Origin of the sequence: Variovorax sp. DAIF25, from assembly GCF_050711835.1 — a bacterium.
In the GTDB taxonomy this organism is placed as follows: Bacteria; Pseudomonadota; Gammaproteobacteria; order Burkholderiales; family Burkholderiaceae_C; genus Variovorax.
In genome coordinates, this window is record NZ_CP136636.1 from 2,997,531 (window position 1) to 3,021,589 (window position 24,059).

Annotated in this window: 22 protein-coding genes; 20 read left to right on the forward strand and 2 right to left on the reverse strand. The window is 69.1% G+C overall.

Features of this window, described 5'->3' with window-relative positions; all coding sequences use genetic code 11:
• The first annotated feature begins 132 nt into the window (after window positions 1–132).
• The 4 genes from odhB to R0232_RS13825 all read left to right on the forward strand — a co-directional run bounded on the left by odhB (window position 133) and on the right by R0232_RS13825 (window position 4,679).
• Entirely contained in the window at window positions 133–1,404 is a 1,272-nt protein-coding gene (gene odhB, locus R0232_RS13810) for a 2-oxoglutarate dehydrogenase complex dihydrolipoyllysine-residue succinyltransferase (RefSeq protein WP_431512466.1), read from the forward strand.
• 14 nt (window positions 1,405–1,418) lie between these two features.
• Window positions 1,419–2,849 carry a dihydrolipoyl dehydrogenase gene (gene lpdA, locus R0232_RS13815; protein ID WP_431512467.1) on the forward strand — a complete coding sequence of 477 codons (1,431 nt, stop codon included), beginning with the start codon at window positions 1,419–1,421 and terminating at the stop codon, window positions 2,847–2,849.
• Between the two features lie 73 nt (window positions 2,850–2,922).
• Window positions 2,923–4,020 carry a cell division protein ZapE gene (gene zapE / locus R0232_RS13820; RefSeq protein WP_093342630.1) on the forward strand — a complete coding sequence of 366 codons (1,098 nt, stop codon included), beginning with the start codon at window positions 2,923–2,925 and terminating at the stop codon, window positions 4,018–4,020.
• Window positions 4,017–4,679 (forward strand): hypothetical protein, encoded by a 663-nt coding sequence (locus R0232_RS13825; RefSeq protein WP_093342628.1) that lies wholly within the window; start codon window positions 4,017–4,019, stop codon window positions 4,677–4,679. The genes zapE and R0232_RS13825 overlap by 4 nt, the downstream gene beginning before the upstream one ends.
• Before the next feature lie 35 nt (window positions 4,680–4,714).
• Here R0232_RS13825 and R0232_RS13830 read toward each other — a convergent pair whose 3' ends face one another.
• Window positions 4,715–5,482 carry a PP2C family protein-serine/threonine phosphatase gene (locus R0232_RS13830; protein ID WP_093342626.1) on the reverse strand — a complete coding sequence of 256 codons (768 nt, stop codon included), beginning with the start codon at window positions 5,480–5,482 and terminating at the stop codon, window positions 4,715–4,717.
• Between the two features lie 114 nt (window positions 5,483–5,596).
• Between R0232_RS13830 and R0232_RS13835 the strand changes: the two genes are divergently transcribed.
• Together R0232_RS13835 and R0232_RS13840 are read left to right on the forward strand one after the other, a co-directional pair.
• A complete protein-coding gene (locus R0232_RS13835; protein WP_203205541.1) occupies window positions 5,597–5,800 on the forward strand; it encodes a YdcH family protein in 204 nt (67 codons plus the stop codon).
• A gap of 11 nt (window positions 5,801–5,811) precedes the next feature.
• Complete coding sequence (locus R0232_RS13840) at window positions 5,812–7,959, forward strand: ATP-dependent DNA helicase (protein ID WP_431512890.1); 2,148 nt, start codon at window positions 5,812–5,814, stop codon at window positions 7,957–7,959.
• A gap of 94 nt (window positions 7,960–8,053) precedes the next feature.
• On the opposite strand, the gene R0232_RS13845 is transcribed toward R0232_RS13840, so the two are convergent.
• Window positions 8,054–8,857 (reverse strand): outer membrane protein assembly factor BamD, encoded by an 804-nt coding sequence (locus R0232_RS13845; protein WP_203205542.1) that lies wholly within the window; start codon window positions 8,855–8,857, stop codon window positions 8,054–8,056.
• A 14-nt stretch (window positions 8,858–8,871) separates the two neighbouring features.
• Between R0232_RS13845 and R0232_RS13850 the strand changes: the two genes are divergently transcribed.
• From R0232_RS13850 to hflX, 14 genes are all read left to right on the forward strand, one after another.
• Window positions 8,872–9,897, forward strand: coding sequence for an RluA family pseudouridine synthase (locus tag R0232_RS13850; protein WP_431512468.1), 1,026 nt, complete (start codon window positions 8,872–8,874; stop codon window positions 9,895–9,897).
• A 139-nt stretch (window positions 9,898–10,036) separates the two neighbouring features.
• Window positions 10,037–10,933 carry an SMC-Scp complex subunit ScpB gene (gene scpB, locus R0232_RS13855; RefSeq protein WP_431512469.1) on the forward strand — a complete coding sequence of 299 codons (897 nt, stop codon included), beginning with the start codon at window positions 10,037–10,039 and terminating at the stop codon, window positions 10,931–10,933.
• Window positions 10,930–12,807, forward strand: a complete 1,878-nt coding sequence (locus R0232_RS13860; protein ID WP_431512470.1) for a pseudouridine synthase — start codon at window positions 10,930–10,932, stop codon at window positions 12,805–12,807. The genes scpB and R0232_RS13860 overlap by 4 nt, the downstream gene beginning before the upstream one ends.
• Before the next feature lie 158 nt (window positions 12,808–12,965).
• Window positions 12,966–13,391 (forward strand): nucleoside-diphosphate kinase, encoded by a 426-nt coding sequence (gene ndk / locus R0232_RS13865; RefSeq protein ID WP_019653122.1) that lies wholly within the window; start codon window positions 12,966–12,968, stop codon window positions 13,389–13,391.
• Window positions 13,392–13,412: 21 nt separating this feature from the next.
• Window positions 13,413–14,588: a 23S rRNA (adenine(2503)-C(2))-methyltransferase RlmN gene (gene rlmN, locus R0232_RS13870; RefSeq protein WP_093342618.1), complete on the forward strand. Its 1,176-nt coding sequence runs from the start codon at window positions 13,413–13,415 to the stop codon at window positions 14,586–14,588.
• A 4-nt stretch (window positions 14,589–14,592) separates the two neighbouring features.
• Window positions 14,593–15,447: a type IV pilus biogenesis/stability protein PilW gene (gene pilW, locus R0232_RS13875; protein WP_208511459.1), complete on the forward strand. Its 855-nt coding sequence runs from the start codon at window positions 14,593–14,595 to the stop codon at window positions 15,445–15,447.
• A complete protein-coding gene (locus R0232_RS13880; protein ID WP_296792899.1) occupies window positions 15,440–16,396 on the forward strand; it encodes a helix-turn-helix domain-containing protein in 957 nt (318 codons plus the stop codon). Before pilW ends, R0232_RS13880 begins: the two co-directional genes overlap by 8 nt.
• Window positions 16,397–16,404: 8 nt before the next feature.
• Window positions 16,405–17,667: a flavodoxin-dependent (E)-4-hydroxy-3-methylbut-2-enyl-diphosphate synthase gene (ispG, locus tag R0232_RS13885; RefSeq protein WP_281077512.1), complete on the forward strand. Its 1,263-nt coding sequence runs from the start codon at window positions 16,405–16,407 to the stop codon at window positions 17,665–17,667.
• A 13-nt stretch (window positions 17,668–17,680) separates the two neighbouring features.
• Complete coding sequence (gene hisS, locus R0232_RS13890) at window positions 17,681–19,018, forward strand: histidine--tRNA ligase (protein ID WP_431512471.1); 1,338 nt, start codon at window positions 17,681–17,683, stop codon at window positions 19,016–19,018.
• An 89-nt stretch (window positions 19,019–19,107) separates the two neighbouring features.
• Window positions 19,108–19,800 carry a YfgM family protein gene (locus R0232_RS13895; protein ID WP_208509376.1) on the forward strand — a complete coding sequence of 231 codons (693 nt, stop codon included), beginning with the start codon at window positions 19,108–19,110 and terminating at the stop codon, window positions 19,798–19,800.
• 12 nt (window positions 19,801–19,812) lie between these two features.
• Window positions 19,813–20,955, forward strand: a complete 1,143-nt coding sequence (bamB, locus tag R0232_RS13900) for an outer membrane protein assembly factor BamB (protein WP_093342611.1) — start codon at window positions 19,813–19,815, stop codon at window positions 20,953–20,955.
• Window positions 20,956–21,005: 50 nt separating this feature from the next.
• Window positions 21,006–22,352 carry a ribosome biogenesis GTPase Der gene (gene der / locus R0232_RS13905; protein ID WP_208509375.1) on the forward strand — a complete coding sequence of 449 codons (1,347 nt, stop codon included), beginning with the start codon at window positions 21,006–21,008 and terminating at the stop codon, window positions 22,350–22,352.
• Window positions 22,353–22,513: 161 nt separating this feature from the next.
• Entirely contained in the window at window positions 22,514–22,759 is a 246-nt protein-coding gene (gene hfq / locus R0232_RS13910; protein ID WP_056582504.1) for an RNA chaperone Hfq, read from the forward strand.
• 58 nt (window positions 22,760–22,817) lie between these two features.
• Window positions 22,818–23,987: a GTPase HflX gene (gene hflX, locus R0232_RS13915; protein ID WP_093342608.1), complete on the forward strand. Its 1,170-nt coding sequence runs from the start codon at window positions 22,818–22,820 to the stop codon at window positions 23,985–23,987.
• The last annotated feature ends 72 nt before the right edge of the window (window positions 23,988–24,059 follow it).

A 24,059-nucleotide genomic window follows, 5' to 3' on the forward strand; every position in this document is an offset into this window, starting at 1 on the left:
GATCCTTTTTCAACACGAACAACCCGCTCGGGCGCATGTGGCACGGCCACATCGCCCGATCCCCCACGAGGGGCGGGCCGGGCGAACCCCGGCCCCAGGGGCACACACAAATCAAAGCGGAGCAAACTCCAAATGTCTATCGTAGAAGTCAAAGTCCCTCAGCTGTCCGAATCGGTGGCCGAAGCCACCATGCTCACCTGGAAGAAGAAGGCCGGCGAAGCCGTCGCCATCGATGAAATCCTGATCGAGATCGAGACCGACAAGGTCGTGCTCGAAGTGCCGGCGCCCGCCGCCGGCGTGCTGGCCGAGATCGTGCAAGGCGACGGCGCCACCGTCGTGGCCGACCAGCTGATCGCGAAGATCGACACCGAAGGCAAGGCCGGCGCCGCGGCTCCTGCCGCCGCGCCCGCCGCTGCCGCCCCGGCACCCGCCGCCGCGCCCGCGGCAGCCGCTGCTGCTGCCACCGGCGGTGCCAAGTCCGACGTCGCCATGCCCGCCGCCGCCAAGCTGCTGGCCGACAACAACCTCAAGACCAGCGACGTGGCCGGCACCGGCAAGGACGGCCGCGTGACCAAGGGCGACGTGCTCGGCGCCGTGGCTTCGGGCGCCACCGCCAAGGCCGCGCCCGCCGCGATCCCCGCGCCGGCCGCCAAGCCCGCGCTGCCGCAGGTCGCCGCGCCCACCAGCGCGCCGGACCTGGGCGAGCGCCCCGAACAGCGCGTGCCGATGAGCCGCCTGCGCGCCCGCATCGCCGAGCGCCTGCTGCAATCGCAGTCGACCAACGCCATCCTCACGACCTTCAACGAGGTCAACATGGCGCCCGTCATGGAACTGCGCAAGCGCTTCCAGGACAGCTTCACCAAGGAACACGGCGTGAAGCTCGGCTTCATGAGCTTCTTCGTGAAGGCCGCGGTGCACGCGCTCAAGAAGTACCCGGTGATCAACGCCTCGGTCGATGGCAACGACATCCTGTACCACGGCTACTTCGACATCGGCATCGCCGTCGGTTCGCCGCGCGGCCTGGTGGTGCCGATCCTGCGCAATGCCGACCAGATGAGCTTCGCCGACATCGAGAAGAAGATCGCCGAGTACGGCAAGAAGGCACAGGACGGCAAGCTGGGCATCGAAGAGATGACCGGCGGCACCTTCTCGATCTCGAACGGCGGCACCTTCGGCTCGATGCTCTCGACCCCGATCATCAACCCGCCCCAGTCCGCGATCCTCGGCGTGCACGCCACCAAGGACCGTGCCGTGGTCGAGAACGGCCAGATCGTCATCCGCCCGATGAACTACCTGGCGATGAGCTACGACCACCGCATCATCGACGGCCGCGAAGCCGTGCTGGGCCTGGTTGCCATGAAGGAAGCGCTCGAGGATCCGTCGCGCCTGCTGTTCGACATCTGAGGAGAAAGAACCAGATGGCCAACAAACAATTCGACGTCATCGTCATCGGCGGCGGCCCCGGCGGCTACATCGCCGCCATCCGCGCGGCGCAGCTCGGCTTCAACGTCGCCTGCATCGACGAGTGGAAGAACGGCAAGGGCGGCCCGGCACCGGGCGGCACCTGCACCAACGTCGGCTGCATCCCCTCGAAGGCGCTGCTGCAGTCGTCGGAGCACTACGAGCAGGCGAACCACCACTTCGCCGACCACGGCATCAAGGTCGAGGGCCTCGGCATCGACCTCGCCAAGATGCTGGCCCGCAAGGACCAGGTCGTGAAGCAGAACAACGACGGCATCCTGTACCTGTTCAAGAAGAACAAGATCAGCTTCTTCCACGGCCGTGGCGCGTTCGAGAAGGCCGGCGACGCCGGCTACGACATCAAGGTGACCGGCGCCGCCGAGGAAACCATCACCGGCAAGCACATCATCGTCGCCACCGGCTCCAACGCCCGTGCGCTGCCCGGCGCGGCCTTCGACGAGGAGAACATCCTCTCGAACGACGGCGCCCTGCGCATCGGCGCGGTGCCGAAGAAGCTGGGCCTGATCGGCTCGGGCGTCATCGGCCTCGAGATGGGCTCGGTGTGGCGCCGCCTCGGCGCCGAAGTCACGGTGCTCGAAGCGCTGCCGACCTTCCTCGGCGCGGTCGACGAGCAGATCGCCAAGGAAGCCAAGAAGGCCTTCGACAAGCAGGGCCTGAAGATCGAGCTCGGCGTGAAGGTCGGCGAGATCAAGTCGGGCAAGAACGGCGTGAGCGTGGCCTGGACCAACGCCAAGGGCGAAGCCCAGACGCTCGAGGTCGACAAGCTGATCGTCTCGATCGGCCGCGTGCCCAACACCATCGGCCTGAACGCCGAAGCGGTGGGCCTGAAGCTCGACGAGCGCGGCGCCATCGCCGTGGACGACGACTGCAAGACCAGCCTGCCGAACGTGTGGGCGATCGGCGACGTGGTGCGCGGCCCGATGCTCGCGCACAAGGCGGAAGAAGAGGGCGTTGCCGTGGCCGAGCGCATTGCCGGCCAGCACGGGCACGTCAACTTCAACACCGTGCCGTGGGTGATCTACACCAGCCCCGAGATCGCATGGGTCGGCCAGACCGAGCAGCAGCTCAAGGCCTCGGGCCGCGCCTACAAGGCCGGCACCTTCCCGTTCCTGGCCAACGGCCGCGCGCGTGCGCTCGGCGACACGACCGGCCTGGTCAAGTTCCTGGCCGACGCGACCACGGACGAGATCCTGGGCGTGCACATCGTCGGCCCGCAGGCCAGCGAACTGATCTCCGAAGCCGTGGTGGCGATGGAGTTCAAGGCCAGCGCCGAGGACATCGCGCGCATCTGCCATGCGCACCCCTCGCTGTCGGAAGCCACCAAGGAAGCCGCCCTGGCGGTGGACAAGCGCACGCTGAACTTCTGATCCAGCGGCGACCACGCTGCGGGCGGCCATTCGCTGGTCGCCCGCAGCCCCCAACACCTAGCATTCCGATCCCTTGAGCGTCAAACAGGCCTACGAAGCGGAACTCGCCACACGCGGGTTCAAGAGCGATCCCGCACAGCTGAGGGCCGTCGAGGCGCTCGATCGCTGCGCCACGGAATGGGCCGCGTACAAGTCGCAGCGTTCCAATGCGCTGAAGAAGCTCATCAACCGGCCCGAGCTGCCGCGCGGCGTCTACATGTACGGCGGGGTGGGGCGCGGGAAGAGCTTCCTGATGGACCTCTTCTTCAACGCCGTGCCGCTGCGGCGCAAGACGCGCCTGCACTTCCACGAGTTCATGCGCGAGGTGCACCGCGAGCTGCGCGAGCTGCAGGGCACCGTCAACCCGCTCGACGAGCTGGGCCTGCGCATCTCGAAGCGCTACAAGCTGATCTGTTTCGACGAGTTTCACGTCGCCGACATCACCGACGCGATGATCCTGCATCGGCTGCTGATGGCGCTGTTCGAGAACGGCGTGGGCTTCGTCACCACTTCCAATTTCAAGCCCGACGACCTCTATCCCGGCGGGCTGCACCGCGACCGCATCCTGCCCGCCATCGAGCTGCTGAACCAGAAGCTCGAGGTGCTCAGCGTGGACAACGGCACCGACTACCGGCGCCGCACCATGGAGCAGCTGCGCATGTACCTGACGCCGAACGATGCCGGCGCCGAGAAGGAGATGCGCAAGGCCTTCGAGAAGCTGGCCGAGACGGCCGACGAGAACCCGGTGCTGCACATCGAGTCGCGCGAGATCCGCGCGCGCCGCAAGGCCGGTGGCGTCGTCTGGTTCGACTTCAAGACGCTGTGCGGCGGGCCGCGTTCGCAGAACGACTACCTCGAGATCGCGAGCCAGTTCCACACCGTGCTGCTGTCCGACGTGCCGCACATGCCGGTGCGCATGGCCTCGGAGGCACGCCGCTTCACCTGGCTGGTCGACGTGCTGTACGACCGCCGCGTCAAGCTCATCATGTCGGCCGAGGTACCGGCCGAGGCGTTGTACACCGAGGGGCCGCTGGCGCACGAGTTTCCGCGCACGGTCTCGCGGCTCAACGAGATGCAGTCGGCCGAATTCCTCGCGCTGGAACGCCGCATCGTCGACACTCGCCTCACATGAAGAAAACCCTCGTCCTTGCCCTGTGGATGTCGTTGGCCGGCCTGCCGGCCTGGGCCCAGTCCAGCGCCGCTGCCGGCGTCGCCGATCTCGAGGCCGAGCGCAACCGCCTGGCCAGCGAGCGCGCCGCCATCGAGGCGCGCTACGAGAACGAACGCAAGGCCTGCTACGCCAAGTTCGCGGTCGAGGACTGCCTGCGCGACAGCCGCGCGCGCCGCCGCACCGAGAACGACCACATCAAGCGCCAGGAATCGTCGATCAACGACATCGAGCGCCAGCGCCGCGGCGCCGCCGAGCTGCGCAAGCTCGACGAGAAGAAGACCACCGAACGCCCGCAGGATTCCGCGCAGCAGCGCGAGCAGTCCCAGCAGAACCAGCGCGAACGCGAACAGCGTGCCGCCGACCATGCCGAAGGCCGTGCCGCGACGGCTGCGGAAGCGCCCGAGCGCCAGCGCCAGTTCGACCAGAAGCAGAGCAACCAGGCTGCCGAGCAGGCCAAGGCCGCGCAGCGCCGCGCCGAGGCGCCCGCGCAGGCCCAGCGCTACGAGGAAAAGCAGCGCAAGGCCGAGGAGCACCGCGCCAGCCGCGAGCGGCAGAACACCAACCGCACCAAGCCGCGCGGCGCGCCCCTGCCGCCCGCGGAGCCGGCTGCGAAGCCCTGACCGCCGCGCAACGGCCCGCGCAGGCCGCGGAGATTTCAGGCCGCCGGCAGGGGCTCGAGCTTGAGCACCGCGATCGAGATGTTGTCGCCCGTGCCATGCGCCCGGCGGCGTGCTTCGCCCACCAGGATCTCGACCGCATCGCGCGGCGGCTGCGCATGGAGCACGCTCGCGAGTTCTTCGGGAGTGAAGTAGTGCCACAGGCCGTCGCTGCAGGCCATCAGCAGGTCGCCGGGCTGCATCCTCGGCACCTGGTCGGGTGCGATCGGCGGCGGCGTCGAGCGCATGCCCAGGCAGCCGAGCAGGATGTTGCCCTGCGGATGCACGTTGGCCTCGGCCTCGGTGATCTCGCCGCGGTCGATCAGCGTCTGCACGTACGAATGGTCGCGCGTGCGCTTGATCAGCCGGCCGTCGTGGAAGTGGTAGATGCGCGAATCGCCCGCGTGGATCCAGGCGCAGTCGCCGGTCGGGTTCATGAGGAAGGCGGCCAGCGTGCTGTGCGGTTCCTGCTCGCTCGACACGGCCGTGAGCTTGATCACCGTGTGCGCGTCCTCGAGCAGCTGGCGCAGCAGCGCCTCGGCCTCGTCGCGCGCCGGGTTGTAGCGCGCGAAGAGCTGGCGCGCGGTCATCAGCACCTGGTCGGAGGCCTTGCGTCCGCCGCTGCGCCCGCCCATGCCGTCGGCCACCACGGCGAGCACGCAGCCCGGCGTGCGCGGATGCGCGATCAGCAGCACCTGGTCCTGCTGGTAGGGGCGGTCGCCCTTGTGCAGGCCGGTGGCGGCAACGAGTCGAAAGCCTTGGGTCATGAGCGCGAATGCGCCGATGCAGCGCCGCCTGTCTTCTCTGGAGTTCGGATCACGACGTATTATCGAATGAACCCGAGCCCGAGCCGCGCAGAAGATGCGTCCGCTTCTCCCACGTTGGACTCCAATCTCCACTCCCTTTCCCGCCAACTGATCGAGCTGCGCATCGAGCATGCGGACCTCGACGCGTCCATCGACGGCCTGAGCGAGGTCGTGCCGCGGGACGAGCTGCTGCTGCGCCGCCTCAAGAAGCGCCGCCTCGCGCTGCGCGACCAGATCGTGCGGCTCGAGAACGCGATCGATCCGAAGGAGCCCGCATGAGCGCGGTGGGCATGGAAGACACGCTCGCATCGAAGGTGCTGGAAGCTTTCTCCGAGGGCGGCGTGCTCTCGCGCGCGGCCGAGCAGTTCCGCGAACGCTCGGGCCAGACCGAGATGGCGATGGCCGTGGCGCGCACCATCGAGCAGGGCGGCATGCTGGTGGTCGAGGCGGGCACCGGCGTCGGCAAGACCTTCTCGTACCTGGTGCCCGCGCTGCTGAGCGGCGAGCGCGTGCTGCTCTCGACCGCCACCAAGGCGCTGCAGGACCAGCTCTTCGGCCGCGACCTGCCGCGACTCGTGGAAGCGCTGGGCCTGCCGGTGCGCACCGCGCTGCTCAAAGGCCGCGGCAGCTACCTCTGCCTGCACCGGCTCGACATGGCGCGCCACGACGCCTCGCTGCCCGAGCGCGGCAGCCTGCGCACGCTGGCGAAGATCGAGCAATGGTCCAAGGCCACGCGCACCGGCGACCTCGCCGAACTGCCGGGGCTCGACGAGCGCTCGCCGCTGATCCCGCTGGTGAGCTCCACGCGCGAGAACTGCCTGGGCGCGCAGTGCCCGCAGTTCAAGCCCTGCCACGTCAACCTCGCGCGGCGCGAGGCGCTGGCGGCCGACGTGGTGGTCATCAACCACCACCTGTTCTTCGCCGACCTCGCGGTGCGCGAGACCGGCATGGCCGAGCTGCTGCCGAGCGTCAGCGTGGTGGTGTTCGACGAGGCGCACCAGCTCAACGAGACCGGCGTGCAGTTCCTCGGCACTAACCTCGGCACCGGGCAGGCGCTCGACTTCGCGCGCGACGTGCTCGCGGCCGGCCTCACGCATGCGCGCGGGCTGGTCGACTGGCAGGGCATCGTGGCCGGGCTCGAGCGCGCGGCGCGCGAGCTGCGGCTGGCGGTGGGCAAGCAGTGGCCGGGCGCGAAGCTGCGCTGGGCCGGGCCCTCGCCCGAGGGCATCGGCGAACACGAATGGCAGGGTGCGCTCGACACGCTGCAGATCGCCTTCGAGGAAGCGGCCGAAGGGCTCGACACCGTCAGCGAGCTGTCACCCGATTTCGTGCGGCTGCTCGAGCGCGCGCGCGAACTCGCGAAGCGCGCCGCCAAGTTCGCGCGCGCCTGCGCGCCGGAATCGGTGCGCTGGGTCGACGTGGGCACGCAGTTGCGGCTGGTGGAGTCGCCGCTCGACATCGCCGAGGCGATGCGCACGCGCGTGCTCAAGATCGCCAAGCCACGCGACGACGAGGCGCCGGCGCCCGGCGCCCGCGAGGCCGTCGACGACTACGACGCCTGGCTCGATGCGCAGGGCGGCGGCGACGACGATGACGACGAGCCGCCGCGCGCGCACGAGCCCGAACCCGCGGCCACCGAGCGCCGCCGCCGGGCCTGGGTCTTCACCTCCGCCACGCTCGGCGACGACCCCACGCTGCGCTGGTTCACCGAACCCTGCGGCCTCGAGGACGCGGAGGTGCTGCGCGTGCGCAGCCCCTTCGACTACGCCGCGCAGGCCGCGCTGTACGTGCCGCGCGCCTTCCCCAAGCCCAACGAGCCCTCGCACAGCCTGCGCGTGGCGCAACTGGCCGCGCGCGGCGCCGGCGCGCTCGGCGGCCGCACGCTGGTGCTGACGACCACGCTGCGCGCGCTGCGCACCGTGGGCGACGAGATCCGCCAGCAGATCGAGCGCCTGGGCATCGAGCGGCGGCCCGAGGTGCTGGTGCAGGGCGAACTGCCCAAGCGGGTGCTGATGGACCGCTTCCGCGAGGGCGACACGATGGGGCGACCCGGCTGCGTGCTGGTCGCCTCGGCCTCGTTCTGGGAAGGCTTCGACGCGCCCGGCGATGCCCTGCAGCTGGTGGTGATCGACAAGCTGCCGTTCCCGCCGCCCAACGATCCGCTGGTCGAGGCGCGCTCGCAGCGGCTCGAGGCGCAGGGCCGCAGCTCCTTCGGCGACTACTCGCTGCCCGAGGCCGCGGTGGCGCTCAAGCAGGGGGCGGGGCGCTTGATCCGGCGCGAGACCGACAGCGGCGTGCTCGTGATCTGCGACACGCGCCTGGTCGCGATGGGCTATGGCCGGCGCCTGCTCGGGGCGCTGCCGCCGATGCGGCGGCTCGAGACCGAGGCCGACCTCGACGCGGCGATCGCGGAGCTGGCCGTGCCGGTGCAGGACTGAGGTTCGCGCCGCGCGGGCGATAAAAAAGCCCGAGGGCTCGCGCCGTCGGGCTTTTCGTGTCTCTCGGGTCAGCCGAACCGGCTGGCCGCCGCCATCACCACATCTTCCACCAGGGATCGTCCTTGGTCTTGAAGCCCTGGGTCAGGTAGGTGCTCTGCGGGTAGTTGGAGGTCAGCACGCGCTGCGCGTCGTCGCGCAGGTCGTTCATGCCGAGCGCGTCGTACGAGCGCACGATGATGTAGAGCGCTTCCTCGACGGCGGGCACTTCGCGGTAGTCGGCGATCGCGCTCTGGGCGCGGTTGATGGCCGCCAGGTAGGCGCCGCGCGAGTAGTAGTAGCGCGCCACGTGAACCTCGTACTGGGCGAGCGAGTTCACGATGTAGTTCATGCGCTGGCGCGCATCGGGCGTGTAGCGCGAGTCGGGGAAGCGGGTGACCAGTTCCTTGAACGACTCGAACGACTCCTTGGCCGCCTTCTGGTCGCGCTCCGACAGGTCCTGGCGCGTGAGGAACGCGAACATGCCGAGGTCGTCGTTGAAGTTGACCACGCCCTTGAGGTACAGCGCATAGTCGAGCGCGGGGCTGGCGGGATGCAGCTTCAGGAAGCGGTCGATGGTGGAGACCGCGGCGGCCTTGTCGCCACCCTTGTACTGGGCGTAGGCCTTCTCGAGCTGGGCCTGCTGGGCCAGGGGTGTGCCGGCGGCGCGGCCCTCGAGCTTCTCGTACAGCGGCACGGCCTTGTCGTAGGCGCCGGAACCGGCCTCGTCCTTGGCTTCGGCGTAGATCCGGTTGGGGCTCCAGGTCGCGGTCTTGTCGTCCTTGGTGCTCGAACAGCCGGCGAGCAGCGCGAGGGCGCCGAGCGCCATCCAGGCTGGGACCGATAATTTGGCGCGAATCATCACATGCGGCTTTCGTGAAACAGTTGCCCTCAATTATATCGACCGACCCCCGCGACAACTCCCCGGAGGCGGCCGAGCTCGACGAGGGCGCCGATCCGTCCGAAGCCAGCGAGTGGCGGGATTTCGTCGTCGACCCCGCGCAGCACGGACTGCGACTGGATCGCGCGCTGGCCGCGTTGGTTCCCGAGTTCTCGCGCAGCTACCTGCAGCAACTGATCGAGGCCGGCGCCGTCGAGCTGCAGGGCCGCGCCGCCACCAAGGCCTCGGCGGCCGTGCGGGCCGGGCAGGCGGGGCGCATCGAACTGCGGCCCACGCCCCAGAGCCAGGCCTTCCGGCCCGAGCCCATGGAGATCGTCACCGTCTACGAGGACGAGCACCTGCGCGTGATCGACAAGCCGGCCGGCCTGGTGGTGCATCCCGCCCCGGGCCACTGGAGCGGCACGCTGCTCAACGGCCTGCTCGCGCTCGATCCCAAGGCGCTGCTGCTGCCGCGCGCGGGCATCGTGCACCGGCTCGACCGCGACACCAGCGGGCTGATGATGGTCGCGCGCACCCGCGCCGCCATGGACGCGCTGGTGGCGCTGATCGCCGCGCGCGAGGTCAAGCGCCAGTACCTGGCGCTGGGCCACAAGCCCTGGACCGGCCCGGCCGCGCGCCAGGTCGACGCCGCCATCGGCCGCGATCCGCGCAACCGGCTGCGCATGGCGGTGGTCGACCTGCAGCAGCACGCCGGCAAGACCGCGCGCACCCTGATCGAGCGCCTGGACAGCGAGGAGCGCGGCTGCGTGGTGCGCTGCACCCTCGAAACCGGCCGCACGCATCAGATCCGCGTGCACATGGCATCGATCGGCCATCCGCTGGTGGGCGACACGCTCTACGGCGGCACGGCCGCCGCGGGCCTCGCGCGGCAGGCGCTGCATGCGTTCCGGCTGGCCTTCGTCCATCCGGTCACCAAGGCGCCGATCGCGCTGCATTCGGCCTTGCCGGCCGATCTCGCCGAGGCCTTGCGGGCCTGGGGGCTGGACTACAATCGGGCCTGACGGCCCCCAGGGCCGCCGCGCCGGCCACTGCTTGATGCCGGCCCCGCGTTGCACTCGCCGCGTGCCGGCAACGCCTCCTTCCATCCTTCTGAACAAAAAAAGCGTCCTCCAAGGCGCCTTTTCCCGGACAACGCGAACCATGAATACGGCGGATGCCAAGCGCATTCTCGAAACCGCCTTGATCTGTTCGAGCCAGCCGCTGCCGGTGCGCGAATTGCGCGTGCTGTTCGACGACGCACTGGGTGTGGACACGATCAAGTCGCTGCTTCTCGAGCTGCAGGAAGACTGGACGCAACGCGGCCTCGAACTGGTCAGCGTGGGCAGTGGCTGGCGCTTCCAGAGCCGGCCCGAGATGCGCGACCACCTCGACCGCCTGCACCCCGAGAAGCCGCCGCGCTATACCCGTGCGGCGCTCGAGACGCTGGCCATCATTGCCTACCGCCAGCCGGTCACGCGCGGCGACATGGAGGACATCCGCGGCGTCACCATCAACTCGCTGATCCTCAAGCAGCTCGAGGACCGCAACTGGGTCGAGGTGATCGGCCATCGCGAGACCGTCGGGCGTCCGGCGCTGTACGCGACCACGCGCCAGTTCCTCGATGACCTCGGCCTGGCCTCGCTCGACCAGCTGCCGGTGATCGAGACGCCGGCGCAGCAGGCGGCGCTGGTCGATTCGCTCGAGCGCGCGGGCGGCGGCAACCAGCCGGCGCTGCCGATCGATGAGCCCGCCGCCGACGATGCAGCGGTTGCCGTGGCGGTGGAAGAGGCGCAGACTGCGCCCACCACCCCGGCAGAACAACAGCAGCCCGAAGCCCTGCAGGCGGTCGCTGACGCAGCGTCGCCCGACACGGCGCCCGAGCCCGGCGATGCCGTCGCCCTCGACGAGCGAGGCAACGGCGACGCCGAACAGCCAGCCCCCGCGGAAGCCCAGGCTTCCGCCGATACCGAACCCTCCGAAGAACCCCGCATCGATCCCGACGCTCCACCGCCGGACGCGACCGATCCTGACGCAGTCCTCCCCGGAAAGACCTCATGAGCTCATCCGACCCCGACCAAGCGGCGATCCTGCCGATCGACCCCTTGTCCAATGAAAACACGCCGGAAACCACCGGCCAGTCCGCGGGCGATGCTGCGAAAGCCGTAGCGACGGCGGAGGAGGGCGCGGCACCGAAGCGGCGTCCGCGGCGCAAGAAGGAGGCCGTGGAGGCCGCCGAGGCGCCGGCCGCGGCCGAACCCGAAGCGGCCGTGGCCGTCGAGAGCGCCGAGGAGCCGGCCAAGCCCGCCAAGCCCAAGCGCCCGCGCAAGCCGAAGGCTGTGGTCGAAGCGGCGCCCGAGGAGCCCGCAGCCGAATCCGGGCCGCCCGCGCTCGAAGCGGCACCCGAGCCCGTCGCGGCACCGGTGCCCCAGCCGGAGCCCGAACCCGCGCGTGCCGAACCGGCGCGGCTGCAGCCCCGGGACGAGGAAGATTCGGACGACCGTTCCGAGGACGAAGAGGACGAGGAAGACCCCGACGACGAGGAGGACGACCTCGACCGCGCGCGCCGCGCCGCCGAGCGCGAGCAGCGCAATGCGCCGCCGCCCGAGCCGATCCGCTTCGCCGACGTCATCTCGGGCCAGTTCGACGCCGACGAGGACAGCCCCGAGGTGCCGCCGCTCAAGCGCGTGCTGCTGCCCGAGGCCGATTCGCCCAAGCTGCACAAGGTGCTGGCGCAGGCCGGGCTCGGCTCGCGCCTCGAGATGGAGCAACTGATCCTGCAGGGGCGCATCTCGGTCAACAACGAGCCGGCCCACATCGGCCAGCGCATCCAGTACGGCGACCAGGTCAAGATCAACGGCAAGCCGATCCGCTACCGGATCGCGCCGCCGCCGCCGCGCGTGATCGCCTATCACAAGCCCGTGGGCGAGGTCGTCACGCACGACGATCCGCAGAACCGTCCGACCGTGTTCCGCAAGCTGCCGCGCCTGCACCAGGGCAAGTGGCAGTCGGTCGGCCGGCTCGACCTGAACACCGAAGGCCTGCTGCTGTTCAGCAGCTCGGGCGACCTGGCCAACCAGCTGATGCATCCGCGCTTCGGCCTGGAGCGCGAGTACGCGGTGCGCGTGCTGGGCGCGATCAGCAGCGAAGAACGGCAGAAGCTGCTCGACGGCGTGCGCCTCGACGACGGCATGGCGCAGTTCGGCACCATCGAGGACGGTGGCGGCGAAGGCTCCAACTGCTGGTACCGCGTCACCATCTCCGAAGGCCGCAACCGCGAGGTGCGCCGGCTGTTCGAGTCGGTGGGCCATGCGGTCAGCCGGCTGATCCGCATCCGCTACGGCGCGATGGTGCTGCCGCGCGGCCTCAAGCGTGGCGCCTGGATGGAGCTCGACGAGCGCGACATCCGCGCGCTGTTCCAGGCCTCGGGTGGCGCGCAGGCGCGTCCGGGCCCGCCGCAGCAGCGCGGCCAGGGTCCCGATGGCGGCGGTGGCGGCCGGAACGGCCGCAACAAGAAGCGCCGCGGCGGCCGCAACGGCGGTGGTGCCCAGGCGCGCGACGACAACCGCGAGCCGCCGATCCCCAGTCCGCTGGGCGACGGCCGTCCGCCGCGCGGCCCGCGCAACAACCGCGGCCCCGGCGGCGGCAACGGCGGTCCGCCGCAACAGCAGCAGGGCCGGCGCAACAACGGCACCAACAACGCCGGCAACCGCAACCGGCAGGGCGGCGACGACCGTCCGCCGAGCGGTGCCAACCAGCCCGATCCGATGAAGACCTCGCTGGGCTACATCGGCGCCGACAGCTTCACGCGCCAGCGCAAGGAACAGCGCCAGGGCGGTTCCGGCCGCCGTGGCGGTGGGGGCGGCGGGGGCGGTGGTGGAGGCGGCGGCTTTGGCGGGCAGGGCGGCGGCGGTGGCCGGCGCCGCGGCCGCTGAACAAAAACAGCCGCGCCCGCGCGGCCTTTCGCGGGGTTTTCACCAAGGTGGTGAATCCCGCCGGTTAAAATCGCGGGCTTTGTCGGGATACAGCGCAACAATATCGTTGCAGTTGTGACAAAAAACTTCAGAATCAAGCAAGCTCAGAAAGCACTTCCATGGCTATCGAACGTACCCTCTCCATCATCAAGCCCGACGCCGTCGCCAAGAACGTCATCGGCAAGATCGTTTCCCGCTTCGAGGCCGCCGGCCTGAAGATCGTGGCCGCCAAGCTGGTCCACCTCTCGCGCAACGAAGCCGAGCAGTTCTACGCCGTGCACAAGGAACGTCCCTTCTTCAAGGACCTGGTCGAGTTCATGATCTCGGGCCCGGTGTTCGTGCAAGTGCTCGAAGGCGAGAACGCGATCGCCAAGAACCGTGACCTGATGGGCGCCACCGACCCGAAGAAGGCCGCCGCCGGCACCATCCGCGCCGACTTCGCCGACAGCATCGACGCCAACGCCGTGCACGGTTCGGACGCTCCCGAAACCGCCGCCAACGAAGTGGCGTTCTTCTTCGCCGGCCTCAACGTCTACGCACGCTGAAGCCGCATCTCGACCGAATCCATGACCACGGCCAACCTGCTCGATTTCGATCTCGAGGGGTTGGCTGCGTTCTGCGAAAAACTCGGCGAGAAGAAATTCCGCGCCACGCAGCTGTTCCGCTGGATCCACCAGCGTGGCGCCAGCGACTTCTCCCAGATGACCGATCTGGCCAAGTCGCTGCGCGAGAAACTCGCGACGACCGCGCGCGTCGAGGCGCTGCCGGTCATCACCCAGCACGAATCCAAGGACGGCACGATCAAGTGGCTGTTCGACGTCGGTGACGGCAATGCCGTCGAAGCCGTCTTCATTCCCGAGGACGACCGCGGCACGCTGTGCGTGTCGTCCCAGGCCGGCTGCGCGGTCGGCTGCCGCTTCTGCTCGACCGGCCACCAGGGCTTCAGCCGCAACCTGAGCACGGGCGAGATCGTCGCCCAGCTCTGGTTCGCCGAGCACTTCCTGCGCAAGCACCTCAAGCGCGACGAGCGCGTCATCTCCAACGTGGTGATGATGGGCATGGGCGAGCCGCTGCAGAACTATTCGGCGCTGGTGCCCGCGCTGCGCACCATGCTCGACGACAACGGCTATGGCCTCTCGCGCCGCCGCGTCACGGTCTCGACCTCGGGCGTGGTGCCGATGATCGACCGCCTGGGCACCGACTGCGCGGTGGCGCTCGCCGTCTCGCTGCACGCGCCCAACGACCCGTTGCGCGACGACCTGGTGCCGCTGAACCGCAAGTACCCGATCGCCGAGCTGCTCGAGGCCTGCAAGCGCTACCTCGCGCACGCGCCGCGCGACTTCATCACCTTCGAGTACTGCATGCTCGACGGCGTCAACGACCAGCCCGAGCATGCGCGCCAGCTGATCGAGCTGGTGCGCACGCACGGCGTGTCGTGCAAGTTCAACCTGATCCCGTTCAACCCCTTCCCGGCATCGGGCCTGCTGCGTTCGCCGCAGCCGCGCGTGCTGGCCTTCGCGAAGATGCTGAGCGAAGCCGGCCTGGTGACCACGGTGCGCAAGACGCGCGGCGACGACATCGACGCCGCCTGCGGTCAGCTGGCCGGCGACGTCAAGGACCGCACCCGCGCGGCCGAGCGCATGGCGCAGCGCCGCCTGGCGTCTTCTGCCTCGGGAACGGAGCGAACGGTCGTGTTGCATCCGGTCCGCAAGGCCGCTTCCACCGCCTCCCAGGAGCATTGAACCGATGAGCATGGCTTTTCCGACGGCGAGTGCCGGGCTGCAACGCGTGCTGGTGGCCAGCTTCGCGGGCCTCGCGGCGCTGCTGCTCTCGGCGGGGTGCGTGAACACCCGCACCACGACCACCAGCCTCGATTCGGCCAGCTCGTCCTCGGGCCCGCAGCTCGTCACCGAGTCGGACGAGTCGAACGCCCGTCGCCGCGCCCGCCTGCGCATGGAACTCGCGGCCGGCTATTTCGAGCATGGCCAGAACACCGTCGCGCTCGACGAGATCAAGCAGGCGCTCAACGCCGATCCCAGCTATGCCGATGCCTTCGCGCTGCGCGGGCTGGTCTACATGCGCATGGAAGACGCCGGCCTGGCCGAGGACAGCTTCCGCCGCGCGCTGGCGCTCAACCCGCGCGACGGCAACACGCGCCACAACTACGGCTGGCTGCTGTGCCAGCAGAACCGCTACCGCGACGCCGCCCAGCAGTTCACCGAGGCGCTGGCCACGCCGGCCTACACCGAACGCGCCAAGACGCTGATGACGCAGGGCCTGTGCGAGATGCGCGCGGGCCAGCCCGTCGAGGCCGAGCGCTCGCTGCAGGCGGCCTACGAGATCGATGCCGGCAATCCGGTGGTCGGCTTCAACCTCGCCTCGCTGCTCGCGAAGCGCGGGGAATGGTCGCGCGCGCAGTTCTACGTGCGCCGCGTCAACAACGGTCCCTCGGCCAACGCCGAAACCCTGTGGCTGGGGATCAAGATCGAGCGCAGTCTCAACAACCGCGAGGCGGTCGCGCAGCTGGGCGGGCAGCTGCAGCGCCGCTTCCCGCAGTCGCGCGAAGCTTCGGCGTTCGAGCGCGGGAATTTCAATGACTGAACGGGTTTCCGAATTCGGCACTTCCGCGGTGATTCCGCTCGAGGAAGCCGACAACACGAACAAGTCCGCCGGCACCATGCTGCGCGAGGCGCGCGAAGCGCACGGCCTGCACATCGAGATGGTCGCGGCCGCGCTCAAGGTGCCGGCGCAGAAGCTGCTGGCGCTCGAGGCCGACGACATCGCCGCCTTGCCCGATCCGGTGTTCGCGCGCGCGCTGGCCAGCAGCGTCTGCCGCGCGCTGCGCGTCGATCCGGCACCGGTGCTCGCCAAGCTGCCGGGCGCGCCCAAGGCCGCCGTGGCGGTGGCCGACCGCAATCTCAAGACCCACATCGTCTCGGGCACCTCGCGCTGGGGCAGCGGCCGTTCGGGCGGGCTGCCGTCGCGCGCGCTGCTGACCGTGGTCGCGCTGCTGCTGGTCGGCGCGGCCGCGATCTTCTGGCTGCCGCAGTCGGTGTTCGACCGCATCGGCAGCACGGTGTCGCGCATCACCGCGCGCGGTGCGGCCGAGATCGGACCGAACGCCGGCGAGGCGCCTGCCGCCCCCGGCACCACGCCGGGCGTCGCGACCGAGAACGTGCCGGTCCCGGCCGCGGCCGTCGGCACCGCCACGCCGGCACCGGCCGTTGCGGCTGCACCGGCGACACCGGCCGCGGCAACGCCCGCCGCCCCCGCGACGGCCACGCCGCCGGCCGCCGCCGACGCGAGCGGCCAGGCGTTGGTCTTCGTGGCGCGCGAGGAATGCTGGATCACCGTCACCGATTCGGCGGGCAAGCAGTTGCTGCGGCGCAGCCTGCTGGCCGGCGAAACGGTCGCGCTGTCGGGGGCGCTGCCGCTCTCGGTGGTGGTCGGGCGCGCATCGAGCGTCGATGTGCAGGTGCTCGGCAAGCCCTTCGATCTCAAACCCTTCACGCGCAACGGCGGCGTTGCGCGCTTCGAGGTGAAATCGTGAGCGAACCCCTGCCGATCGAATCCGCGGCGCCCAAGGCGCGCCGCTCGCGCCAGGCCCGCGTGGTCTGGGGCCCGCGCGTGGTCACGGTCGGCGGCGATGCGCCGGTGCGCGTGCAGTCGATGACCAACACCGACACCGTCGACGCGATCGGCACCGCGATCCAGGTCAAGGAACTGGCCCAGGCCGGCTCCGAGATGGTCCGCATCACGGTCAACACGCCCGAAGCCGCGGCGCAGGTGCCCTACATCCGCGAGCAGCTCGACCGCATGGGCATCGACGTGCCGCTGGTCGGCGACTTCCACTACAACGGCCACCGGCTGCTGACCGACTATCCGGCCTGTGCCGAGGCGCTGAGCAAGTACCGCATCAACCCCGGCAACGTGGGCAAGGGCGACAAGAAGGACCGTCAGTTCGGCCAGATGATCGACGCGGCGATGCGCTGGAACAAGCCGGTGCGCATCGGCGTGAACTGGGGCAGCCTCGACCAGGAACTGCTGGCCAGCCTGATGGACACCAACAGCCTGCGTGCGCAGCCCTGGGATGCCAAGCAGGTCATGTACGAGGCGCTGATCACCTCGGCCATCGAATCCGCGAAGCTGGCCGAATCCATGGGCATGGCCGGCGAGCAGATCATCCTGTCGTGCAAGGTCAGCGGCGTGCAGGACCTGATCTCGGTCTACCGCGAACTCGCGCGGCGCTGCGACTATCCGCTGCACCTGGGCCTGACCGAGGCCGGCATGGGCACCAAGGGCACGGTGGCCTCGGCCACCGCGCTGTCGATCCTGCTGCAGGAAGGCATCGGCGACACCATCCGCGTGTCGCTCACGCCGCAGCCGGGCGAGTCGCGCACGCAGGAGGTGGTGATCGCCTCCGAGATCCTGCAGTCGCTGGGCCTGCGCATCTTCGTGCCGAGCGTCACCGCCTGCCCGGGGTGCGGCCGCACCACCAGCACCACCTTCCAGGAACTGGCCAAGCAGATCGACGACTACCTGCGCCTGCAGATGCCGGTCTGGCGCAAGAAATACCCGGGCGTCGAGACGATGAAGGTGGCCGTGATGGGCTGCATCGTCAACGGCCCCGGCGAGAGCAAGCACGCGGACATCGGCATCAGCCTGCCCGGCACCGGCGAGGCCCCCGCCGCGCCGGTCTTCATCGACGGCGAAAAGGCCCTCACGCTGCGCGGCGACAATATCGCCAACGAGTTCCATCAGCTCGTCGAAACCTACATCGAAAAGCGCTTCGGCCAGCCCCAGGCTGCCGACGTCGCCTGACCACTCCTCTCCCATGGCTGACAAGATCAATGCCGTCAAAGGCATGAACGACATATTGCCGGCGAGCGTGCCGCGCACCGACCGCCTCCCCGACTCGGCCCTGTGGTCGTGGTTCGAGCAGACGGTGCGCGGGCTGCTCGCGCGCTACGGCTACCAGTACATCGTGACGCCGGTGGTCGAACCCACGGCGCTGTTCGTGCGCGGCCTCGGCGAGGTGACCGACATCGTCGAGAAGGAGATGTACTCCTTCACCGACTCGATGAACGGCGACAAGCTCACGCTGCGCCCCGAGGCCACCGCCGGCATCGTGCGCGCGATGGTCGAGCACAACGCGCTCTACAACGGACCGCTGCGCCTGTGGACCCTGGGCGCGATGTTCCGCCACGAGCGGCCGCAGAAAGGCCGCTACCGCCAGTTCCACCAGCTCGACGTCGAGGCGCTGGGCTTCGCCGGCCCGGACGTGGATGCCGAGCTGATCCTCATGGTGCGCGCGCTGTGGCGCGAGCTCGGGCTGCTCGAGGGCCAGCACGTGCGGCTCGAGATCAACAGCCTGGGCCAGCCGGCCGAGCGCCAGGCGCATCGCGAGGCGCTGATCCGCCACTTCGAGGCGCATGCCGAGCTGCTCGACGCCGATGCGCAGCGCCGGCTGCACAGCAATCCGCTGCGCATCCTCGACACCAAGAATCCCGCCATGCAGGCGATGGTCGAGGCCGCGCCGCAGCTGATGGACTTCCTCGGCGAGGAGTCGCGCGCGCACTTCGCCGCGGTGCGCGCGGTGCTCGACGCCGCGGGCCTGGGCTACCACGTCAACCCGCGCCTGGTGCGCGGCATGGACTACTACAACCTGACCGTGTTCGAGTGGGTCACCGACCAGCTCGGCTCGCAGGGCACCGTGTGCGGCGGCGGCCGCTACGACGGCCTGATTGGCCAGATGGGCGGCAAGCCCGCGCCGGCCGTGGGTTTCGGCCTGGGCATCGAACGGCTGCTGCTGCTGATCCAGGAACTCGGCCTGCCGGTGCCCGGCAGCGAACCCGCGGCCTACGCCATCGTGCCCTCGGCCGCGGCGCTGCCGCAGGCGATGGTCGTGCTCGAGCAGTTGCGCGCGATCGGCGTGGCCGTGGTGCAGCATGCGGGCGGCGGCGGCATGAAGGCGCAGTTCAAGAAGGCCGATGCGAGCGGCGCGCGCTTTGCGCTGATCTTCGGCGAGGACGAACTCGCGCGTGGCGAGGTCACCGTGAAATCCTTGCGCGATGGCAGCGGTTCGCAGGTGGCCCGCCCGCTCGCGGACGTGGCCGGCTGGGCCGCCACCCTACAATCGCCGGCTCCCGGGGAATCATCGGACCGTTCCTGAGTCTTTCAGCCTCACGGAGGCACAGAATCAAAACACACGGGCGCACCCGGCGCACCGCGGCCTCGAGTCCTTCCAACCACTGACAGCGCATGGCAACCCATCTCGATCTCGAAGAACAGGAACAGCTCGACCAGCTCAAGCATTTCTGGAACACCTACGGCACCCTGATCACCTGGGTCGTGCTGCTCGTCGCCGGCGCCTTCGTGGCCTGGAACGGCTGGCAGTATTTCCAGCGCACCAAGGCAGCCCAGGCGGCGGCGCTGTACGACGAGGTCGAGCGCAGTGCCCAGTCGGGCGATGCCGCCCGCATCGAGCGCGTGTTCAACGACATGAAGGAGCGCTTCGCGGGCACCGCCTATGCGCAGCAGGCCGGCCTGCTGGCCGCCAAGACTCTCTACGACAAGGGCAATGCCGAAGCCTCGCGCGCCGCGCTCGGCTGGGTGGCCGACAAGGCCACCGACCCCGGCTACCAGGCCATCGCCAAGCTGCGCCTCGCGGCCGAACTGCTCGACGCCAAGTCCTACGACGACGCGATCAAGCAGCTCTCGGGCAACGTGCCGAAGGAATTCGAGCCGCTGGTGGCCGACCGCAAGGGCGACATCTACCTGGCCCAGGGCAAGCGCGACGAGGCGCAGGCCGAGTACCGCAAGGCCTGGACCGGCCTGGGTGCCGCTTCCGAATACCGCCGGCTGGTCGAATTCAAGCTCAATGCGGTCGGCGTCGACCCCAAGAGCCTGGCGCCCGTCATCACCGTCACCCCCGCAGTTCCTGCCAAATCCTGATCGCCAGCCATCATGAATTTCATGCGTTTCATGCCTGAATCGACCGCCGTGCGTGCGGGGTCTGCTCTTGTTTTGGTAGCGGTCCTGGCCGCGTGCTCGGGCACCTCCAAGCCGAAGCCGGCCGAATTGCCGACCAATGCCTCGCTGATCGGCGTGCGCCAGGCCTGGAGCGTGAAGATCCCGGCGGTCAAGTTCCCGCTCACCACCGACATCAGCGGCGACATCGTGACCGTGGCGGCCGCCGACGGCACCGTGGTCGGCATCGATGCCCGCGCGGGCCGCGAAACCTGGCGTGCCAGCGTCGGCGCACCGCTCACGGCGGGCGTGGGCAGCGACGGCAGCATCACCGCGGTGGTCACCACCAACAACGAGCTGGTCGCGCTGCAGGGCGGCAAGGTGATCTGGAAGCAGCGCCTCACGGCGCAGGCCTTCACCGCACCGCTGGTGGCCGGCCGCCGCGTCTTCGTGCAGACCGCCGACCGCAACATCAGCGCCTGGGACGGCGAGAGCGGTCGCCGCCTCTGGTCGCAGCAGCGCACCGGCGAGAACCTCGTGCTCAAGAAGCCGGGCGTGCTGCTCGCCGTGGGCGACACCCTGGTGGCCGGCATCGGCGGCCGCCTCGCGGGCATCAACCCGTCGAACGGCACCTCGCGCTGGGAATCGCCGATCGCGGCGCCGCGCGGCACCAACGACGTCGAGCGCTTGGTCGACCTGACCGGCAGCGTGAGCCGCGTGGGCGACACCGTCTGCGCGCGCGCCTACTATGCCAGCGTCGGCTGCGTCGACACGCTGCGCGGCACGCTGGTCTGGAGCAAGGCGGCCTCGGGCGCCGAAGGCCTCGGTGGCGACGACGGTTTCGTCTACGGCACCGAAGCCGATGGCAGCGTCACCGCCTGGCGCCGAGCCGACGGCGAACGCGCCTGGCAGACCACCACCTTCAAGAACCGCACGCTGACCGCGCCGCTGGCCGTGGGCCGCTCGCTGGTCATCGGCGACAGCACCGGTCTGCTGCTGTTCGTCTCGCGCGAGAACGGCGGCCTGCTGAACCGCGTCACGCCCGATGGCTCGGCCATCGAAACCGCTCCGGTGGTCGTGGGCAACACGGTGGTGGTCGTCACGGCCAACGGCGGCGTCTTCGGCTACCGTCCAGACTGATATTTTTTCCAGGGCATGGCCATGAATTGCGAATCCGCGAAGGAGCGGCCATGAAACCCGTCATGGCCCTGGTGGGCCGTCCCAACGTCGGCAAGTCGACCCTGTTCAACCGCTTGACCCAGACGCGCGACGCCATCGTGGCGGACTTCGCCGGGTTGACGCGCGACCGCCACTACGGCAACGGCCGCCTGGGCAAGCACGAGTTCATCGTCATCGACACCGGCGGCTTCGAGCCCGACGCGGGCAGCGGCATCTTCAAGGAGATGGCCAAGCAGACGCGCCAGGCCGTGGCCGAGGCCGACGTGGTGGTGTTCGTGGTCGACGCCCGCGAAGGGCTGTCGGCACAGGACCACGACATCGCCAACGAGCTGCGCCGCCTGGGCAAGCCCTGCGTGCTGGTGGCCAACAAGTCCGAAGGCATGCACGACGGCTCCAAGCTGGTCGACTTCTACGAGCTGGGTCTCGGCGAGGTGCATGGCGTGTCGGCCGCGCACGGGCAGGGCATCCGCGGCCTGGTCGAACTCGCGCTCGAGTCGCTGAACCTGCCCGAGCCCGAAGAGGACGAGGACGGCGAGGACGATGTCAACAAGCCGATCAAGCTCGCGGTGGCGGGGCGCCCGAACGTCGGCAAGTCCACGCTGATCAACACCTGGCTCGGCGAAGAGCGTCTCGTGGCCTTCGACATGCCCGGCACCACGCGCGATGCGATCTCGGTGCCCTTCGAGCGCAACGGCCAGCGCTTCGAGCTGATCGACACCGCCGGATTGCGCCGCAAGGGCAGGGTGTTCGAGGCGATCGAGAAGTTCTCGGTGGTCAAGACGCTGCAGGCCATCGAATCGGCCAATGTGGTGCTGCTGCTGCTCGATGCCACCCAGGGCGTGACCGACCAGGACGCCCACATCGCGGGCTACATCCTCGAGAGCGGCCGCGCGGTGGTGATCGCCATCAACAAATGGGACGCGGTCGACAGCTACCAGCGCGAGCAGATCCAGCGCCAGATCGAGACCCGGCTGGTGTTCCTCAAGTTCGCCGCGCTGCATTTCATCTCGGCCATCAAGCGCCAGGGCCTGGGCCCGCTGTGGCAGGCGATCGCGCAGGCCCACAAGTCGGCCACCCGCAAGATGTCGACGCCGGTGCTGACCCGGCTCTTGCTCGAGGCGGTGCAATTCCAGACGCCCAAGCGCACCGGCATGTTCCGGCCCAAGCTGCGCTATGCGCACCAGGGCGGCATGAATCCGCCGCTGATCGTGATCCACGGCAATTCGCTCGAGCATGTGACCGACGCCTACAAGCGCTTTCTCGAAGGGCGGTTCCGCAAGGAATTCGACCTGGTGGGTACACCATTGCGAATCGAATTCAAGAGCTCCCACAATCCCTACGCCGACAAGGACGAGTGAGTCTTGGGCACCGTTGGCGGCCGATGAGCGGCCGCCGGAACGGAAGTTCCGTCTTTTGAGAACCGTTATTTTTCAAAGGCTTTTGGCGCGGAATGCTGCAGCGCGGGAGGCCTGTGTTAAGGTCCCTTTTCCAACAACTACTCTTGAACACGGAGAATATCGTGAGCAATAAAGGGCAACTTCTACAAGACCCGTTTCTGAACACACTGCGTCGCGAGCATGTGCCGGTTTCCATTTATTTGGTGAACGGTATCAAGCTGCAGGGTCAGATCGAGTCTTTCGACCAGTACGTCGTGTTGCTTCGCAACACGGTGACACAGATGGTCTACAAGCACGCCATTTCCACCATCGTGCCGGGTCGTGCCGTCAACTTCTCGGCCAACGAGAACGACGACGCCGCAGCCTGATCGGCGCGGAGCGCGGCGGTGTCAAACCCGCCGCGCTTTTCCCCTTTTCTGATACCGCTTGTCTGAACTGAATTCCCGCCAGGAAGGCGCCGTCGTTCTCGTCGGCGTCGACTTCGGGCTGCCCCATTTCGACAGCGAACTCGAAGAACTCGGCCTGCTCGCGCAAACCGCGGGCCTCTCGCCCGTGGCGCGCCTCGTGTGCAAGCGCAAGGTGCCCGACGCGGCGCTTTTCGTCGGCAGCGGCAAGGCCGACGAGATCAAGGAGCTCGCCGCGATGCATCGCGCGAGCGAGGTCATCTTCGACCAGTCGCTGAGCCCGGCCCAGCAGCGCAACCTCGAGCGCCAGCTCGACGTCGCGGTGTACGACCGGACCTTCCTCATCCTCGAGATCTTCGCGCAGCGCGCGCGCTCGCATGAAGGCAAGCTGCAGGTCGAGCTCGCCCGCCTGCAGTACCTGAGCACGCGCCTCGTGCGCCGCTGGTCCCACCTGGAGCGCCAGACCGGCGGTGCCGGCGTGCGCGGCGGCCCGGGCGAGAAGCAGATCGAGCTCGACCGGCGGATGATCGCCGAGTCGATCAAGCGCACGCGCGAGCGCCTGGCCAAGGTGCAGAAGCAGCGCGGCACGCAGCGGCGCCAGCGCGAGCGCCGCGAGACCTTCAACATCTCGCTGGTGGGCTACACCAACGCGGGCAAGTCCTCGCTGTTCAATGCGCTCGTGAAGGCCCGTGCCTACGCAGCCGACCAGCTGTTCGCCACGCTCGACACCACCACGCGCAACCTCTACCTGGGCGATGCGCGCCGGCAGGTGTCGATCTCCGACACCGTGGGCTTCATCCGCGACCTGCCGCACGGCCTGGTCGACGCCTTCAAGGCGACCCTGCAGGAGGCGGTCGATGCCGACCTGCTGCTGCACGTGGTCGATGCCTCGAACCCGCACCATCCCGAGCAGATGGCCGAGGTGCAGACGGTGCTGCGCGAGATCGGCGCCGACACCGTGCCGCAATTGCTGGTCTTCAACAAGCTCGATGCCCTTGAAAGCACGCAACGTCCGCTGCATCTGCAGGACGACATGGACATCGACGGCGTGCAGGTTCCGCGCATCTTCCTGAGCGCCCGCAGCGGCGAGGGCTTGCCCCTGCTGCGCGCCGAGCTGGCCCGACTCTCGGGCTCGATCGCCGATACCATGACCCCTGAGGGTGACGCTGAATTGCACGGTGCCACCCATTGATTGGGCACAATCCCGCCACTGACAAGAGAACGACGCGAATGAATGCAAAGCCAGTGTGGAAAGGGTTCTTGG